At 72.5% G+C, this 16234-nt stretch carries 14 protein-coding genes and 1 pseudogene; 9 read left to right on the top strand and 6 right to left on the bottom strand.

Annotation, left to right across the window (positions count from 1 at the left end; genetic code table 11):
• Positions 1–7 precede the first annotated feature (7 nt).
• The 3 genes from ACFYM0_RS20260 to ACFYM0_RS20250 all read right to left on the bottom strand — a co-directional run bounded on the left by ACFYM0_RS20260 (position 8) and on the right by ACFYM0_RS20250 (position 1670).
• Positions 8–490, bottom strand: coding sequence for a succinate dehydrogenase hydrophobic membrane anchor subunit (locus ACFYM0_RS20260; protein WP_250744034.1), 483 nt, complete (start codon positions 488–490; stop codon positions 8–10).
• Positions 491–495: 5 nt separating this feature from the next.
• Positions 496–876: a succinate dehydrogenase, cytochrome b556 subunit gene (sdhC, locus tag ACFYM0_RS20255; RefSeq protein WP_266880720.1), complete on the bottom strand. Its 381-nt coding sequence runs from the start codon at positions 874–876 to the stop codon at positions 496–498.
• A gap of 152 nt (positions 877–1028) precedes the next feature.
• Positions 1029–1670 carry a 2-oxo-4-hydroxy-4-carboxy-5-ureidoimidazoline decarboxylase gene (locus tag ACFYM0_RS20250; RefSeq protein ID WP_388503181.1) on the bottom strand — a complete coding sequence of 214 codons (642 nt, stop codon included), beginning with the start codon at positions 1668–1670 and terminating at the stop codon, positions 1029–1031.
• Between the two features lie 384 nt (positions 1671–2054).
• Between ACFYM0_RS20250 and ACFYM0_RS20245 the strand changes: the two genes are divergently transcribed.
• Both ACFYM0_RS20245 and ACFYM0_RS20240 read left to right on the top strand, forming a co-directional pair.
• Positions 2055–2855: an RNA polymerase sigma factor gene (locus tag ACFYM0_RS20245; RefSeq protein ID WP_388503614.1), complete on the top strand. Its 801-nt coding sequence runs from the start codon at positions 2055–2057 to the stop codon at positions 2853–2855.
• Entirely contained in the window at positions 2855–3886 is a 1032-nt protein-coding gene (locus tag ACFYM0_RS20240) for a hypothetical protein (protein WP_388503180.1), read from the top strand. Before ACFYM0_RS20245 ends, ACFYM0_RS20240 begins: the two co-directional genes overlap by 1 nt.
• Before the next feature lie 310 nt (positions 3887–4196).
• Here ACFYM0_RS20240 and ACFYM0_RS20235 read toward each other — a convergent pair whose 3' ends face one another.
• Positions 4197–5081: a peptidoglycan-binding protein gene (locus tag ACFYM0_RS20235; RefSeq protein ID WP_388503178.1), complete on the bottom strand. Its 885-nt coding sequence runs from the start codon at positions 5079–5081 to the stop codon at positions 4197–4199.
• Between the two features lie 167 nt (positions 5082–5248).
• Between ACFYM0_RS20235 and ACFYM0_RS20230 the strand changes: the two genes are divergently transcribed.
• Both ACFYM0_RS20230 and leuE read left to right on the top strand, forming a co-directional pair.
• The gene (locus tag ACFYM0_RS20230) at positions 5249–6832 is read left to right on the top strand and encodes a methylmalonyl-CoA mutase (RefSeq protein WP_388503177.1); all 1584 of its coding nucleotides are present in this window, start codon (positions 5249–5251) and stop codon (positions 6830–6832) included.
• Positions 6833–6911: 79 nt separating this feature from the next.
• On the top strand, positions 6912–7595 hold the full coding sequence (gene leuE, locus ACFYM0_RS20225; RefSeq protein ID WP_388503175.1) for a leucine efflux protein LeuE: 684 nt from the start codon (positions 6912–6914) through the stop codon (positions 7593–7595).
• Positions 7596–7640: 45 nt separating this feature from the next.
• On the opposite strand, the gene ACFYM0_RS20220 is transcribed toward leuE, so the two are convergent.
• Positions 7641–9002 carry a polysialyltransferase family glycosyltransferase gene (locus ACFYM0_RS20220; protein WP_388503173.1) on the bottom strand — a complete coding sequence of 454 codons (1362 nt, stop codon included), beginning with the start codon at positions 9000–9002 and terminating at the stop codon, positions 7641–7643.
• Positions 8999–10036 carry a glycosyltransferase family 2 protein gene (locus tag ACFYM0_RS20215; RefSeq protein ID WP_388503170.1) on the bottom strand — a complete coding sequence of 346 codons (1038 nt, stop codon included), beginning with the start codon at positions 10034–10036 and terminating at the stop codon, positions 8999–9001. Before ACFYM0_RS20215 ends, ACFYM0_RS20220 begins: the two co-directional genes overlap by 4 nt.
• Before the next feature lie 176 nt (positions 10037–10212).
• Between ACFYM0_RS20215 and ACFYM0_RS20210 the strand changes: the two genes are divergently transcribed.
• The 5 genes and pseudogenes from ACFYM0_RS20210 to ACFYM0_RS20190 all read left to right on the top strand — a co-directional run bounded on the left by ACFYM0_RS20210 (position 10213) and on the right by ACFYM0_RS20190 (position 16114).
• A complete protein-coding gene (locus ACFYM0_RS20210; RefSeq protein ID WP_388503168.1) occupies positions 10213–11607 on the top strand; it encodes a DUF6716 putative glycosyltransferase in 1395 nt (464 codons plus the stop codon).
• A pseudogene (locus tag ACFYM0_RS20205) lies at positions 11604–12125 on the top strand (cytidylyltransferase domain-containing protein); the annotation flags it as partial. The gene ACFYM0_RS20210 and the pseudogene ACFYM0_RS20205, both read left to right, overlap by 4 nt.
• Positions 12126–12569: 444 nt before the next feature.
• On the top strand, positions 12570–13478 hold the full coding sequence (locus ACFYM0_RS20200; protein WP_388503612.1) for an N-acetylneuraminate synthase family protein: 909 nt from the start codon (positions 12570–12572) through the stop codon (positions 13476–13478).
• A 60-nt stretch (positions 13479–13538) separates the two neighbouring features.
• Entirely contained in the window at positions 13539–14696 is a 1158-nt protein-coding gene (locus tag ACFYM0_RS20195) for a hypothetical protein (protein ID WP_388503165.1), read from the top strand.
• A 149-nt stretch (positions 14697–14845) separates the two neighbouring features.
• A complete protein-coding gene (locus ACFYM0_RS20190) occupies positions 14846–16114 on the top strand; it encodes an amidohydrolase (protein WP_388503609.1) in 1269 nt (422 codons plus the stop codon).
• The last annotated feature ends 120 nt before the right edge of the window (positions 16115–16234 follow it).

The following is a 16234-nucleotide window of genomic DNA, read 5'->3' as shown; positions in this document are numbered from 1 at the left end:
CCGTTGCCTAGCGGATGTTCGGGTCGAAGGTGAAGATCACCAGCGTGCCCAGAAGAATGGTGAACACCGTGGCGGTGTAGAGCAGGCCCTTGAGCCACAGACGCGTGTTGGCGCGCTCCGCGTAGTCGTTGATGACGGTACGCAGACCGTTCGCGCCGTGCAGCATCGCGAGCCACAGCATCAGCAGGTCCCAGCCCTGCCAGAACGGGGAGGCCCAGCGGCCGGCCACGAAGGCGAAGCCGATCTTGGAGACGCCGCCGTCGAGGACGAGCTGGATCAGCAGGTGGCCTAGGACCAGAACGACGAGCACGATGCCCGAGAGGCGCATGAAGAGCCACGCGACCATCTCGAAGTTGCCGCGGGTCGAGCGCGGCGTCTTGCTCGTGCGCTTGCGCGGGGCCTCGATGTACGGCGCCGGGTTGTCGACGTCGTAGAGGGACACGCCCTCCACGTCACCGATGCCCTTTTCGAAAGAAGTGTCAGAAGACATGCGTGTCACTTCCCGAAGAGTTCGAGGTAAGCGTGTCCGAGGACGGGGTACAGGGCCCCGACCATCAGCACGACCCAGATGCCCACCACGGTCCAGAGCATCTGCTTCTGGTAGCGGGGGCCCTTGGACCAGAAGTCCACGGCGATGACACGGAGACCGTTGAGCGCGTGGAACAGGATTGCGGCGACGAGGCCGTACTCCAGCAGCGCGACGATCGGAGTCTTGTAGGTAGCCACGACATCGTCGTACGCCTCGGGGGAGACGCGGACGAGAGCGGTGTCGAGGACGTGTACGAACAGGAAGAAGAAAATGAGGACGCCGGTGACTCGATGAGCCACCCAGGACCACATTCCTTCCCGGCCGCGGTACAACGTTCCAGCCGGCACGGAAAACCCTCCGGAAGCGGGGCGGGGGCCAGCCGGCTTCTTTGTCGGTCGGGCCCGGCCGGGTACGGTCCTCCGGCCCCGGCCATCGTAGCGACGCTTTGTCGGTTCCCTCGCGCGGGGGCCATCGGTGTGATCAAACAGGCACGGACGGACTATCCCACAGGGGCGAATAGCCCGAATTCGGCAGCAGATACCCCATCTGCCGAGGTCAGCCAGTGTGTCAGGTCGGCGAGCCGGACCTGCGCGACGCGACGGAGCTCGTCCGCGGAGATCGCGCGCTCCTCGTCCACGTCCAGCTCCATCCGCCGCCGGATCGCGGCCAGCAGCTGGTCCGCCTGCTCCTCCGGGGTGGTCCCGTCGAGGCAGATCACGAAGGCGTGGCGATAGGTCCGCTCGTACTCCGCGTGCGCCGCGTCGAGCGCGAGGAGCGCGGCGTACGCGGCCCCGTGCTCCAGCTCCGGCGGGAACTCGCAGGCCAGCGCCTCGGAGAGGTCCGCTTGAGAGAGGTCGTACGAAGCTTCGTCCGCGGCGGCGAGTAGCGCGCCGAAGTCGGGGTAAGGGCGGTGGGCGGCCACCCGGTGCGCCCAGCGCCGGCTGCCGCAGCAGTGCAGCAGGGCGGAGTGGGCGGTCTCGGGAGACAGGGCGTTGAACCGTACGAGCCCGGTGTCGCCGCACGAGCCGGCGCCGTGGAGGGGGAGGGAGGCGTGGGAAGGGTCGGAGCCTCCGCGGGCCTGTGCCGGAAGGTGGCTGGACAGCGGGGGGCTCCTCGTGGCGTGGCGCGGGTGTCCCGCCACGCTATCGACGTGGGGCCGGGAGTGTCGTACCCATTCTTGGATTTCACTCGGAAGTGAGCCGAAAGGATGACGAGAGTGCATGTCGGACCGGCTGGAGGGCCGCTTGGGCCCCCTGCGGGTGCCGGGGCATGATGGCCGCGGGGACGGCGGCGAAGGGGAGGGCGACCGAGGCCGCCACCCCCCACAGGAGAGGCCCCGGCCGCCATCCGTCGCGGACTCGTGCGACAAGCCCGCACCCCTGTCAGCGTCTTCGGTGCGTTTTGTGTCACACCCCGCTCCGCGCAGGGATGGTTGCACGTTGTACAACTCGTGGACGAAGGTGCTTGAAAGCCGTAACGTGCTGATTTGCGCCACACAAACGGGACTGTGAACGGGTTGGGGATTTTGCTGGGGGACGACGCGGAGCTGACCACCGCGGTGCTCGCGGCACAAGACGGCGACGAGCTCGCGTTCCGTTCTGTGTACCGCGCCGTGCACCCGCGCCTGCTCGGATACGTCCGCACGCTCGTCGGGGACGGCGACGCGGAGGACGTCACCTCCGAAGCCTGGCTGCAGATCGCCCGCGACCTCGATTCCTTCACCGGCGACGCCGACCGCTTCCGCGGCTGGGCCGCCCGCATCGCCCGCAACCGCGCCCTCGACCACATCCGGATGCGCGGGCGCCGGCCCGCGGTCGGCGGGGACGAGACCGAGCTGACGGGTCACGCCGCCGAGTCCGACACCGCCGGCGAGGCCATGGAGTCCCTCTCCACCTGCCGCACCATGGAACTCATAGCCCAGCTCCCGCGGGACCAGGCCGAGGCCGTCGTCCTGCGGGTGGTCGTCGGCCTGGATGCCAAGAGCGCCGCCGAGACCCTGGGCAAGCGCCCCGGCGCCGTACGCACCGCCGCGCACCGGGGCCTGAAGAAGCTCGCCGAGCTGCTCGGCGAGGCCGTCGAGGGTGACTTCGACCCGGAGTCCGGTCCCGGCCCCGACTCCGACGCCGACCCCGAATCCGGCATCGGCTCCGCCGTGGGCGTCGGCTCCGGACGCCGGCGCGGCCTCGGTGATAATGACGGGCGCGCACGGGGCGCCGGGGGCGGGCGGGACCTCGACGCCGTACCGGCGCAGCGGGCCCGCGCCGCGGGCCTCGTAGAACAAACCGGTGTGACGCATTCACGTTGGCGGACGCAGAAGGACATGTGATGGCCGACGAGCGCGACAGGTGGCTGGACAAAGCCGCGGCGGACAGACTGCTGCGCGGAGAACCGGCCGCACCTGGCGCCGAGCACCACGCCCGGGTCCGGTCCGAGCGGCTGCGCGCCGCCCTCGACGCACTTGCCGAGCCGCCGCCCGCGGCTCCCGGAGGGCTGCCCGGGGAACTGCGCGGAGAGGCCGCCGCGGTGGCCGCGTTCCGCGCGCGCGGCTCCGTATTCCAGGCGGAACCCCAGGCGCAGGCTCCGGAAGCCGCGCTGTTCGGCTCCGCGGACACGGTGGTGGAGCTCGGCCCGCCGGCCGGCCCGGCCGCGCACCGTTCCCGGCGCGGCCACCCGATCCGCTTCGTCCTCGCCGCCGCCGTGGCCGGTGTCGCCGTGGGCGGCCTGGCGGCCGCCGCGGGCGCCGGGCTGCTGGACCGGGACGCCCGGGACGCCGCCGGCGGGATGCCGGCCGTCTCGGTGTCGGTGGGCTCCTCCTCCGGGGCCTCGGCGGACGGCGGGTACGCGACGCCCTTCGCGCCGCTCCGCAGCACCGCGCCGGAGGGCGGCGGGGGCCTGAGCGGCAGCCCGAGCCCCGGCAACACCCCGGGCACGGAAGGACGTACGACCACGGCGCCCGACGGGGTCTCCGGGGCGGTCGGCGGTACCGGCAGGGAACCGTCCGCGAGCGGCTCGACCGGCGGCCGGGACGGCCGCGACCTGTCCCTCCAGGGCGGCACCGACGGCTCGACGACCGAACCCCGCGACGGTTCCGGCCGGGACCGGGAGGGCCGCACCGGACCGCTGGAGCTGTGCCGGGACTTCCGCTCGGGGCGGCTCGACGAGGCCGGCCGCGAGCGGCTCGCCCGGCTGGCCAAGGGGCTGTTGCGGGTCCCGCGCTACTGCCAGGTGCTGCTCGACATGGCCCCGGGCGGCGGCTCGCGCGGCGAGACGCCCAGCTCCCCGTCGCGCTCGCTGGACCTGGCACCGGCCGGGACCGCCTCGCCGGCTCCGTCGCCGGGCGCGGGCGAGCGCCGCTGAGAACGGTCCGGCCCGAGGGCGGGCCGGGGTGCGGGAACGGGCGCGGCACGGCCCGGGAAAAGGTGCGGGACCGGGTACCGGACACTGGCCTGAAACAGCTCGCACCCCCGCTGTAACACTTTTCGAACCGGCGGCGCAGTACATAACGAGCCGACTGGTCATCGGCCGCGCATGAGCCGGGGTTCCCCCCGTACCCCTGGGCTCTGCGCAACCGGCGCGGGCGGGATTCGTTCCCCCGATCCCGCCCGCGCCCTCAACTTCCGACCGTGGACGCCCGGACCGGACGTCCGTGCTCCCGGCCGCCGGCGGGTCACCAGTAGACGACGACCTTGTCCCCGACCTTCACCGCGTCGAACAGCGTCGCCAGCTTGGCCTTGTCCCGGACGTTCACGCAGCCGTGCGAGGCGCCGGCGTATCCGCGGGCGGCGAAGTCCGCGGAGTAGTGCACGGCCTGGCCCCGGCTGAAGAACATCGAGTACGGCATCGGCGTGTGGTAGATCGTCGAGGTCCAGTCCTTGGCCTTCCACTCCACCTTGAACTCGCCCTCGCGCGTCGGGGTGTTCTCCGAGCCGAAGCGCACGTCCAGCGTGGAGACGATCTTCCCGTCGATCATCCAGGCGAGGGTGCGGCTCTCCTTGCTGATGCACATCACCCGGCCCGTCATGCAGCGCGCGTCGGGTGCGTCCGGCTCGTTGACGGTCGGCGGGCGCAGCTCGGCCTCGGTCGGCTTCTTGGTGGCGTTCTGGATCTTCTTCCAGGTGGGCTCGTCCACCCCTCCGGTGGCGGGCAGGCCGTTCTTCGACTGGAAGGACCTGACCGCCGCGGTCGTCTTCGAACCGTAGAAACCGGTCGGGGCGACCGTCATCAGCTTGAGCTGACGCAGCCGGGCCTGCAGTTCGCGGACCAGCTCGCTGTCGTCGCCGTTCGCCATGACCTGCTTCACGGTCGGCGAGGGCGAGGCGGAAGCAGAGGCGGAGGGCGAAGGCGACGAGGACGGGGACGCCGAAGGCGAGGACTCGCCCGGCTTCCCGTCCGTGGACGCGGAGGCGTCGGGAGAGGCGCCCGCCGTGGGCGATGCGGGCGCCGAAGAACCGGGGCCCGCAGACCCCGCCTCCTGCGGCCCGCAGGCGGTCGCGGCCAGCGCGACGGCGGTGGCCAGGCCCAGTGCGCGAACTATTGCTCTCTTGCGGTGCATAGCGGTCCCCCGATTTCTACGTGTGTATCTAGGTGATGCGACGTGGGCGTGGTCAGTTGCAGGGTCGGCCGCGATGTTGCGCCATTGTGACCAGCGGCCACCACGCGGTAGCCGCGGGGACGTTTTATCAGCCCCGGGCCCCTTGGATCCACGAAGGAGCGAGCCACATGGAGCGGCACACCGAGAGCGGGATCCCGATCGCGCCCGTCTACCGCCCGGAGGACCTCGCCGGCTGGGACCCCGGGACCGAGCTGGGGGAGCCGGGGGAGTACCCGTACACCCGGGGCGTCCACCCCACGATGTACACAGGACGGCCCTGGACCATGCGCCAGTACGCCGGCTTCGGCACGGCCGCCGAGTCCAACGCCCGCTACCGGCAGCTCATCGCGGGCGGCGCCGCCGGACTGTCCGTGGCCTTCGACCTGCCCACCCAGATGGGGCACGACTCCGACGCCCCGCTCGCGCACGGCGAGGTCGGGAAGGTGGGCGTCGCGATCGACTCGGTCGAGGACATGCGGGTGCTCTTCGAGGGGATCCCGCTCGACCGGGTGTCCACGTCGATGACGATCAACGCGCCGGCCGCGCCGCTGCTCCTGCTCTACCAACTGGTCGCCGAGGAACAGGGGGTCGAGCCCGGCCTGCTGACCGGCACGGTCCAGAACGACGTGCTGAAGGAGTACATCGCACGGGGGACCTACATTTTCCCGCCCGGCCCCTCCCTGAGGTTGACGGCCGATCTCTTCCGCTACTGCCGGGCCGAGCTCCCCAGGTGGAACACCATCTCCATCTCCGGCTACCACATGGCCGAGGCGGGGGCCTCGCCCGCGCAGGAGATCGCCTTCACGCTGGCCGACGCGATCGCGTACGTACGGACCGCGCTGGCCGCCGGGATGGAGGTCGACGCGTTCGCGCCCCGGCTGTCGTTCTTCTTCGTCGCCCGCACCACCCTCCTGGAGGAGGTCGCGAAGTTCCGCGCGGCCCGGCGGATCTGGGCCCGCGTCATGCGCGAGGAGTTCGGGGCCCGGGACCCCCGATCGCTGATGCTGCGCTTCCACACCCAGACCGCCGGGGTGCAGCTGACGGCGCAGCAGCCGGAGCTGAACCTGGTCCGGGTCGCCGTGCAGGGGCTGGCAGCCGTGCTGGGCGGCACCCAGTCGCTGCACACCAACTCCTTCGACGAGGCGATCGCGCTGCCCACCGAGAAGTCGGCCCGCCTCGCGCTGCGCACCCAGCAGGTGCTGGCGTACGAGACGGACGTGCCGCACACCGTCGACCCCTTCGCGGGGTCCTACGCGGTGGAGCGGATGACGGACGAGGTCCAGGCGGCGGCGCTCGAGCTGATGGCGCGGGTCGAGGCGATGGGCGGGGCGGTGGCCGCGATCGAGGCGGGCTTCCAGAAGGCGGAGATCGAGCGGAACGCGTACCGGATCGCCCGGGAGACCGAGGCCGGCGAGCGCGTGGTGGTCGGGGTCAACCGCTTCGCGCTGGACGAGGAGGAGCCGTACGAGCCGCTGCGGGTGGATCCGGCGATCGAGGACCGGCAGCGGGCGTCCCTCGCCGCGCTGCGGGCGGGGCGCGACGGGGCGGCCGTGGACGAGGCGCTCGCGGCGCTGCGGGAAGCGGCGGCGGGAACCGAGAACGTGCTCCATCCGATGCGGGAGGCGCTGCGGGCCAGGGCCACGGTGGGGGAGGTGTGCGGGGCGCTGCGGGAGGTGTGGGGGACGTACGTGCCGGCTGATTCCGGCTGGTGACCGCGGCTGATTCCGATTCGGTCCCGGTCCGTGAAATCGACTGGCGCGACAGGTGTGTCCTCATGGGACACTCCTGCACATGCTGGGTGTCACAGATCTTCCGACGTATCTCGCCGGCCTGGTGCTGATCATTTTGCTGCCGGGGCCGAACTCGCTCTACGTGCTCTCCGTCGCCGCGCGCGGCGGGGTCCGCCAGGGGTACCGGGCCGCCGCCGGCGTGTTCACCGGGGACGCCCTGCTCATGACCCTGGCCGCGGTCGGCGCCGGGGCGCTGCTGCAGACCAGCCCGATCGTGTTCGGCGTCGTCAAACTGCTCGGCGCCGGGTACCTGACCTGGCTCGCCATCGGCATGCTGCGGGGCGCGTGGACCATGTGGCGCGCCCGCCGCGAGCGTGCCGGGACCGACGTGCTCGCCGGGGACGCCCCGGAGGCGGCCGCGGCCGCCTCCGGGGTGAAGGCCGGCGACACGGAGCGGCCCTACCGGCGGGCGCTGCTGATCAGCGTCTTCAACCCCAAGGCCATCCTCTTCCTGATGTCCTTCTTCGTGCAGTTCGTGGACACGGCCTACGCCTACCCGGCGCTGTCCTTCCTGCTGCTGGGCGGCCTGATGCAGATCGGCAGCTTCCTCTACCTGACCACGCTGATCTTCGGCGGGAACCGCCTGGCGGCCGCCTTCCGGCGCCGCAAGCGGCTCGCCGCCGGTGCCAGCTCGGCGGCGGGCGTGCTGTTCCTGGGCTTCGCCGCGAAGCTCGCCGTGAGCTGATCCGGCCTCGCGGCGCCGGGCGGCGGCGGTGCGGCCGTGCGGCGGCTAGCCGACCGCCCTGCGCAGCAGCCGGGCCACCCGGCGGGCCGCGCGACTGCGGGGCAGGAAGGACAACTGCGCCGGGATGCCGCCCGGCAGGCCCAGGGTGGTCAGCCGGCCGCGGGTGAAGTAGCGCCAGGTGTCCGGGGTCAGGTTCGCGGCCAGCCAGCGCTCGGCCTCCGCGCGGCGTTCCGCCAGGATCTTGGGCTGCATGGTGAACCCCACGGCCGTGACCAGGCCCGTCAGCTCGGCCGCCACCCGTTCGGGCCCCGGCGGGGTCCAGGAGCGTACGGCCGCGGGGTCCGCGAGATCGGGCAGCAGGGCATCGGCCAGCACGAGCGGGATCCGGTTGCTGTTCGGGTACGGGGACAGGCGCCCCAGCACGGTTCCCGTGCCGGTCCGGGCCACCGGGAGCCCGTACAGGGTGGCGGCGGTCAGCAGCCCCGTGGAGAAGCAGCCGACGACCAGGGCCGGGCGCAGCCGCTCGTAGAGGGTCTCGGCGAGCACCGGGGTGGTCAGCACGGTCAGCCGCACGCCGAGCCGCCCGGCCTCCTCCTGCGCCCGGCGGGCGCAGGCGGCGGGGGCGCTGGGGTGCGGTTTGAAGACCATCACGCGGTGGCCCAGCGCGTGGGCGCCGCGGACCATCTCCCCGTGCAGTTCCTCCTCCTCGTCGGCCGGCACGAGGTCGAGGGCGGAGAGGTACTGGCCCAGCAGGAGCGCGGGGGCATCGGAGCCGGCACCGGCCGGCGCCGGAGGCAGCTCCACCGGGCTCTCCACCGCCGCTTCGAGCTCCCCGATGACCTTGAGGAAGGCGGCGGCCGGGATCGCCTCGGCCCGTACCCCGAACTCGGTCAGCAGCAGCGGCTCCAGGCCCGGTACGAGGTCCAGGTGCAGCACCCGCCGTACGCGCATCCCGAGCCCGGGATCGAGGCGGAAGCGGGTGGGACCGTAACTCATCAGCCCGTCGGCGTAGACCTCCATGGCCGCCCCGGGGAAGAGCCGGCACAGGCTCTGGGCGGGCGGCACCTGGAGCGACTCCACGATCAGCTCGACGCGGTCGGTGCCCAGGCCCCAGGAAGAGCGCAGCTGGCGTTCCCACAGCGGGACGTCCTCGGGGCGCGGGCTCCACGTGCTGGGGTGCTGCGGGGCGATGACGGCGTTCCAGTCGAGGACCTCGTCGAAACGGCTCCTCAGGGCGGCGAAGCCGGGTGCGGCGGTCAGGCCCGGGGTGATCTCGGCGGTCACGGAGTGGTTGCTGGTCAGCAGGATCCGGCGGCCGGCGGGCGGGAAGAGGTCCGCGTCGAGGGCGGCGGCGAGGGTGGCCGTGCCGTAGAGGGTGGAGGCCAGGAAGATCTGGGTGACGTTCACGCCTTCACCCCGGCGGACGCATCGGACGCGGTGGGGGTCGCGGGGGTCACGGCGGGGGCCGCCGGGGCGGATCCGGCCGTGGCGCGCCTGCGGAGCCTGCGGAGCAGGGCCGCGCGGTCGGCGTCCATCGAGTCCAAGGTCCGGTCCAGTACCCGCTGGGGCATTCTGCCGAGTGCGGCCGTGCTCATCGAGCGGAGTTTTCTGGCCACGGGTGGTTCGAACCTTTCGATGGACCCGACATGGTGAGCGATAATCGCGCAGTATGTTCGGACGGCCTTCGGGAGGAGGAGATCGGATTCCCGGTCGGCGGCCGCTTCGAACAGAACCTGATCGAATGCCCGAATGAAATCGAGCTGCCGCTCGTCACCGATTTGTGTCAGCGAGGTGGAGACCCCGCGACGGTAGAAGATTCCGGGCAGACCGACCGGGGCGAACGACTCCGCCTCCCGGTGCAGCCGCCAGATCCACGGCCGGTCCTCCGCCGTCCGCAGACCGTCCGTGAAGTGCAGCAGCCCGCGGTCCAGCAGCCGCCGGTGGTACATCCCCGCCCAGGCGTACGGATAGTCCACCGAGGTCGCGCGGGTCACGGGCAGGATTCCGCTGCGCGGATCGGCCACCACCGACTCCGGCCCGTAGGGGACGCGCTGGACGCTGCGCGTCCTGCCCGTGCACTGGACGTGGTCGGTACGGACGAAATCGCATTTCAGGGCCTCGATGGCGGCCAGGGTGCGGGCCAGGTGGCCCGGCGCCAGCCAGTCGTCCCCGTCCAGGAAGGCGATGTACTCGCCGCGGGCCGCGTCCAGGCCGGTGTTCCGCGCCGTCGCCAGGCCGCCGTTGCGCTCGTGTCTGAGGTGTACGGCGCCGGGCAGCTCGCGGGCCGCCCGCTCCAGGAGCGCGGGCGTTCCGTCCGTGGAGCGGTCGTCGACGAGCAGGAACTCGAAATCGTCCCGAGCGTTGACTTCGAGGCTTTTCAGGGCATCCGGCGCATACGTCTGCACGTTGAAGAACGGCACGACAACAGAGAGCTTGAGCACCTTCGAGACATTAGAGCGCTGCTCGTCATCGACTGTGGCCCGGACGCGGATTCCATGTGAACGACGCACGGCGGGAGCGTTAACCCGCACGCTTTCGCATTCAGTCGACGGGTTGTTAACCCGCTGTTGTGCGCTCGTTGGGCCGATCACCGAAAAGCCGGAATAACTTCTGCCGGGTGCCAGCAAGCAACCGCGCCCTTCGTGTGGCCGTACTCGCCGATTCCGACACCCGCTGGAAATGGGGAGCGCTCACCGCGCGCCGTCTCGCTCCGGAGCCGGACTCCGTCCACCTGACCGGATACCTGCTCCGCGGCCGGGCCACGCCCACCGCGCGCCAGCTCGGCGAAGTCGGGGTCACGGCGGACCGGCTCACCGAAGTCACCTGCGCGCGGTTCCTCGCCGAACTCCTCGCGGCGGAGCGGGAGTCCCGCAACCCCTACGACGTCGTCGTCCTCGCCCTGGTCGGCGGCGCCGTCCAGGCCGTCCTGCACGGGGCCCGGGCCCTGTGGCCGGAGCCGGCCGCGCGGCCGGCGTTCGTCACCGGGTACGTCGGAGTCGTCTACGAGAAGCTCGCCGACGGCCTGCTGCTGCGCCACGGCGCCGACCTGGTGCTCGCCAACTCCCGCCACGACGCGGGACGGTTCCGTGCGGTCTACGAGGGGGTCGGCGCCGAAGCCGGTGCCGTCGTGGAGACCGCGCTGCCCTTCCTCGCGCCGGCCGGCGCGAAGCCCTACGAGCCGGTGGGCGCCACGGTCCACCGGGTGGTCTTCGCGGTCCAGCCGTCCGTGCCGGACACCCGGGCGGACCGCGCGTACCTGCTGCGCCGCGCCGCGGAACACGCCCGGCTGCACCCCGGACGCGAGGTGCTGATCAAACTCCGCAGCCGGCCGGGGGAGCACACCACGCACCTGGAGGAGCTCCCGTACCAGCGCCTTGCGGAGCGGCTCCCCGGCGGCCTCCCCTCCAACTGCCGTCTGGTGTACGGGAACATGGGCGAGGTCCTGGACACCACGGACCTGCTGGTCACCGTCTCCTCCACGGCGGCCCTGGAATCCCTCCACCGGGGCATCCCGACGGCCGTCCTGACCGACCTCGGAGTCCGCGAGACCCTCGGGAACCACCACTTCCTGGGCTCCGGCTGCATGGCCTCCTGGACCCAGCTCGACGCGGGCCTGCTCCCGAAGGCCGACCCGGACTGGCTGGCGGCCCAGGGCGTGGGCACCCCGGCGGCCGAGCGGGCGGGAGCGGTCGGGCCGACCGGACAGGCCGGTGGGCACGACCCCTACACCACCGCGCGGGCACGCCTCGCGGAGCTGCTGGGCGCGGGCCCGCTCCCGGCCGTGGCGCCCTACTACACGCAGGACACCGCGCCGGGATACCTGCCCGGGATCCTGTCCAGACACCATCTCGGCCCCGACGGGCACCCGTTGCCCGGCGCGGCCCCGGCCGACCCCGGGGGGTCCCGGCTGCGCCGCCGCCTCCGCGCCCATCTGCGCGAAGCGGCCCGCGGCGCCTACCGCCACGGCGTCCAGCGCGTCGCGCCCGTGATCCGCCGCCTGGGGGAGCTGTGAGCCCCCGCCCGGCCCGGGCCCTTACGCGCGCCGCCGTTGCACGCGCCGCGGCCGCCGCACGCGCCGCGGTTCCGGCAGGCGCCGCGGCTCCGCACGCCGCCGTCCCCGCCCCGGCCACCGCCGGATCCCTCCGCGAGGTCCGCGCCGTGCCCAGGGTGCTCGCCGTGATCCCCGCGCGCGGCGGGTCCAAGGGGGTGCCCGGGAAGAACCTGGCCGACGTCGGCGGGATGCCGCTCGTGGTCCGGGCCGTGCGGGCCTGCCTGGGGGCCGCGACCGTCACCGACGTCCTCGTGTCCACCGACTCCGAGGCCATCGGCGACGCCGCCCGAGGAGCCGGGGCCGTGGTGCTGCGGAGGCCCGCCGGGATCTCCGGGGACACCGCCACCAGTGAGGCCGCCGTCCTGCACGCGCTCGACTCCTTCGAGGAACTGCACTCCGTCACCGTCGACGTGGTCCTCCTCGTCCAGTGCACCAGCCCTTTCGTCACCGCCTCCGACGTGGAGTCCGTCGCCGCCGCCGTCGCGTCCGGCGCCGCCGACTCCGCGCTCACGGCGGCCCCCTTCCACGGCTTCCTCTGGCGGGCGGCCCCCGACGGCTCCGGGACCGGGGTCAATCACGACACCTCGTACCGCCCCCGCCGTCAGGACCGCCCCCAGGACCTCCTGGAGACCGGCGCCGCCTACGCCATGGACGCCGCCGGCTTCCGGACCGCCCGCCACCGCTTCTTCGGGCGGACCGTCCCGGTCGCCACCGACCCCGCACGGGTGCTGGAGATCGACGATCCCCACGACCTGGCCCGCGCCCGCGCCCTCGTACCCGTACTCACTCCCGTACTCACTCCCGTGGCCGCACCGGCCCCCGCACCCCTCCCCACCTCGGTCCTCACCTCTGTCCACACCCCGGTGCTCGCATCCGTGCCCGCACCTCCCCGTACACCCCACGCTCCGAAGGACAGCCCTGCCATGACGGTCACCCCCACCTCCCGCCTCCGGACCTTCGGCTCCCGCATCGCCGGCCCCGGCCACCCCGTCTACGTCGTCGGCGAGATCGGCATCAACCACAACGGCGATCTCGGCAACGCCCTCGCCCTCGTCGACGCCGCCGCCGAAGCCGGCTGCGACGCCGTGAAGTTCCAGAAGCGCACGCCCGAGATCTGCACCCCCCGAGACCAGTGGGACATCGAGCGCGACACCCCCTGGGGCCGGATGACCTACATCGACTACCGCCACCGCGTGGAGTTCGGCGAGAGCGAGTACCGCGCCATCGACGAGCACTGCGCCAAGCGCGGCATCGCCTGGTTCGCCTCCCCGTGGGACACCGAGGCCGTCGCCTTCCTCGAGAAGTTCGACGTCCCTGCCCACAAGGTCGCCTCCGCCTCGCTGACCGACGACGAGCTGCTGCGCTCCCTGCGCGCCACCGGCCGTACCGTCGTCCTCTCCACCGGCATGTCCACCCCGAAGCAGATCCGGCACGCGGTGGAGGTGCTCGGCAGCGACAACATCCTGCTCTGTCACGCCACCTCGACGTACCCGGCCAAGGCCGAGGAGCTCAACCTGCGGGTGATCAACACCCTCCAGGAGGAGTACCCGAACGTTCCGATCGGCTACTCCGGCCACGAGACGGGCCTGCAGACCACCCTGGCCGCCGTCGCCCTCGGCGCCACCTTCGTCGAGCGCCACATCACCCTCGACCGCGCGATGTGGGGCTCCGACCAGGCCGCCTCCGTGGAGCCGGGCGGCCTGGCCCGGCTGGTCCGCGACATCCGCACCATCGAGACCGCGCTGGGCGACGGCATCAAGCGGGTCTACGCCTCCGAGCTCGGCCCCATGAAGAAGCTCCGCCGCGTCCAGGGGGAACTCGCCTCCGTCTGATCCCTCGCGCACCCCTCGCACACCCCGCACCGTTCCCCTCCACCCTCCGACGAGGAGCACATGGTGACCCCCTCAGCCCACGCCCCGACCCTGGCCTTCGTCGAAAGCCCGGTCCAGCTCCTCAACGTTCTGGAGTGGGCGCACGCCCGGGGCACCGGCCGGCTCCTCGGAGTCGTCCCGCGCCAGCCGGCCCGCGGCGGCGGGACCGAGCCCGGGGCGGCCGGGCCCGGCTCGGTCCCGGGTCTGCGGATCGTGGTGCTCCCGCCCACCGACCCCATGTCCCGGGGCCAGCTCCGCCGGATGGCGGGGCTGGCCCGGGACGAGGGGCACGAGGTGCGGTGGCAGGAGGCCCGCGGGGGCCGGTTCGCACCGTTCAAGGCCTTCGCCGCGCTGGCGCGGGAGGTGCGGGCGGCCGAGCGGGTGGTCATAGGGGATCCGTTCTCCCGCTACGTGCAGCTCCTGCTCACCCTCGTCCGGGCCGAGGAGCTCGTCGTGGTCGACGACGGCACCGCGACGATGGAGTTCGTCGCCCAGACGGCCCGCGGCGAGCGCCTCGTGCGCTGGCACCGGGTCGGCGGCGGTGGGCTCCCGGCCCGGCTGCGGGAGCTGGCGTACGCGCCGGTCTCGGCGACGGCCCGGCGGCGGTTCACCCCGGGCGGGGGCGGCGGCCGCCGCGTCGAGGTGTTCAGCTCGATGCCGGTCACCGAGCACGGCGGGATGACCGTACGGCTCAACGACTTCGCGTGGACCCGGGCCCGCTTCGGCCCGCCCCTCCTGACCAAGGGCACCGACCTGGTCGGCACCTCACTGGTGGAGACCGGCGTGGTCGACCCGGACCGCTACCTGGAGGCGGTGCGCGCCCTGACCCTGGAACACGGGGCCACCCGCTACTTCGCCCACCGCCGGGAATCCCCGGAGAAGCTGCGCTCCCTGAGCGAGGCGACCGGGCTGGAGATCGTACGTCCCGACCTGCCCCTGGAGCTGATCGCCCGGCGGGGCCCGGTCGGCCGGACGATCGTCAGCTTCCCCTCCACGGTGGTCCACACCCTGCCCTACGCGCTGACCGGCACCGGCGTGACCGTGGCCGTATGCGATGTGGATCCGAGCTGGCTCACGGCGTCGGCCTCGGACCGGGCCCGCGGTTTCCTCGCCGGAGTCACCGAAACCGCCCGTGATGTGCACAGACTTCCTGCTCAGACGGCTCCGGCAGCCGGATGAGCGGACGAGTGAGCGCGCGAGTTTACCCGCGGCCACATCCGGTCATGCGTCCAGAGGCCGGGTTTCTTTCCCCTAACGGCATGAACTTTTTGTGATCTCCAGCCAGTTGACCCATGGGTGGGCCTACCCTTAAACGGGTGAACCAGTTGATGTCCCGCGAGTCCCAGACCGCCCTGCCCGGCAAGCCCGACCGGCCCGAGCTGCCCGGCAAGCTTCCGGACCACCTGCGTGCCGAACTGATCGCCTTCCGCCGGGACTTGCACATGCATCCCGAGCTAGGACACCAGGAGTTCCGCACCACGGCGGCGATCAAGGCCCGGCTGGAGAAAGCGGGCCTCCGCCCGAGGGTGCTGAAGTCGGGCACCGGGCTCATCTGTGACGTCGGCACCTGGGACGGCGTACGTCCCATGCTGGCCCTGCGCGCGGACATCGACGCCCTGCCCATCCCGGACGCCAAGACGCACGTCTCGTACCGCTCGACCGTCCCGGACCGCGCCCACGCCTGCGGCCACGACGTGCACACCGCCGTGGTGCTCGGCGCGGGCCTCGTCCTCGCCGAGCTCGACCGCCGCGGCGAGCTGCCCCGGCCGGTGCGGCTGCTCTTCCAGCCCGCCGAGGAGGTGCTGCCCGGCGGCGCCACCGAGGCCATCGACTCCGGGGTGCTGGACGGCGTGGGCAAGATCATCGCCCTGCACTGCGACCCCCGGGTCGACGCCGGCCGGATCGGCCTGCGCACCGGGCCCATCACCTCGGCCTGCGACCGGCTGGAGGTCACCCTCGAAGGCCCCGGCGGGCACACCGCCCGTCCGCACCTGACCACCGACCTGGTGACGGCGGCCGCCCGGCTCGCCCTCGACCTGCCGGCCCTGCTGACCAAGCGGATGGACGCCCGCTCGGGCATGTCCGTCACCTGGGGCCGGATCGAGGCCGGGCACGCCTGCAACGTCATCCCGATGCACGCGGAACTGTCCGGAACCGTTCGCTGCCTGGACCTGGCCTCCTGGCACGAGGCACCCGACCAGATCCACGCCGTCATCGACGAGATCGCCTCGATGCACCGGGCCAAGTCGGAGATCACCTACGTGCGCGGAGTGCCCCCGGTCGTCAACGACCCGGTGGTCACCGAACTGCTGCGCGAGGCGATGAGCGCCCGGCGCGGGGCCGACTCGGTCGAGGACACCGAGCAGAGCCTGGGCGGCGAAGACTTCTCCTGGTACCTGGAGCACGTCCCCGGGGCCATGGCGCGCCTGGGTGTCCGGGCGCCCGGGGACACGGCGAAGCGGGATCTGCACCGGGGTGATTTCGATGTGGACGAGGCCGCGATCGGGGTCGGCGTGGAGTTCTTCACGGCCGCCGCATTGCTCGACGGCCGCCCCGTGGAGGGGCGACGCGCCAGGCTCGCGGGGTCGGCGGGGTAGAAGTTCTTACAACATCGGAGATTGATCCGGCGGACGCGTCCAGCCCTTGGTACACATGGGCTGGACGCGTCGACAGTTACTGATCGGTCACTGTCTGGTTCACGACGATCCGATAACGAC

Origin of the sequence: Streptomyces sp. NPDC006487, from assembly GCF_042870555.1 — a bacterium.
In the GTDB taxonomy this organism is placed as follows: domain Bacteria; phylum Actinomycetota; class Actinomycetes; order Streptomycetales; family Streptomycetaceae; genus Streptomyces.
The sequence above is the reverse complement of the archived record's forward strand: the minus strand, read 5'-3'. Positions and strand labels throughout refer to the sequence as shown.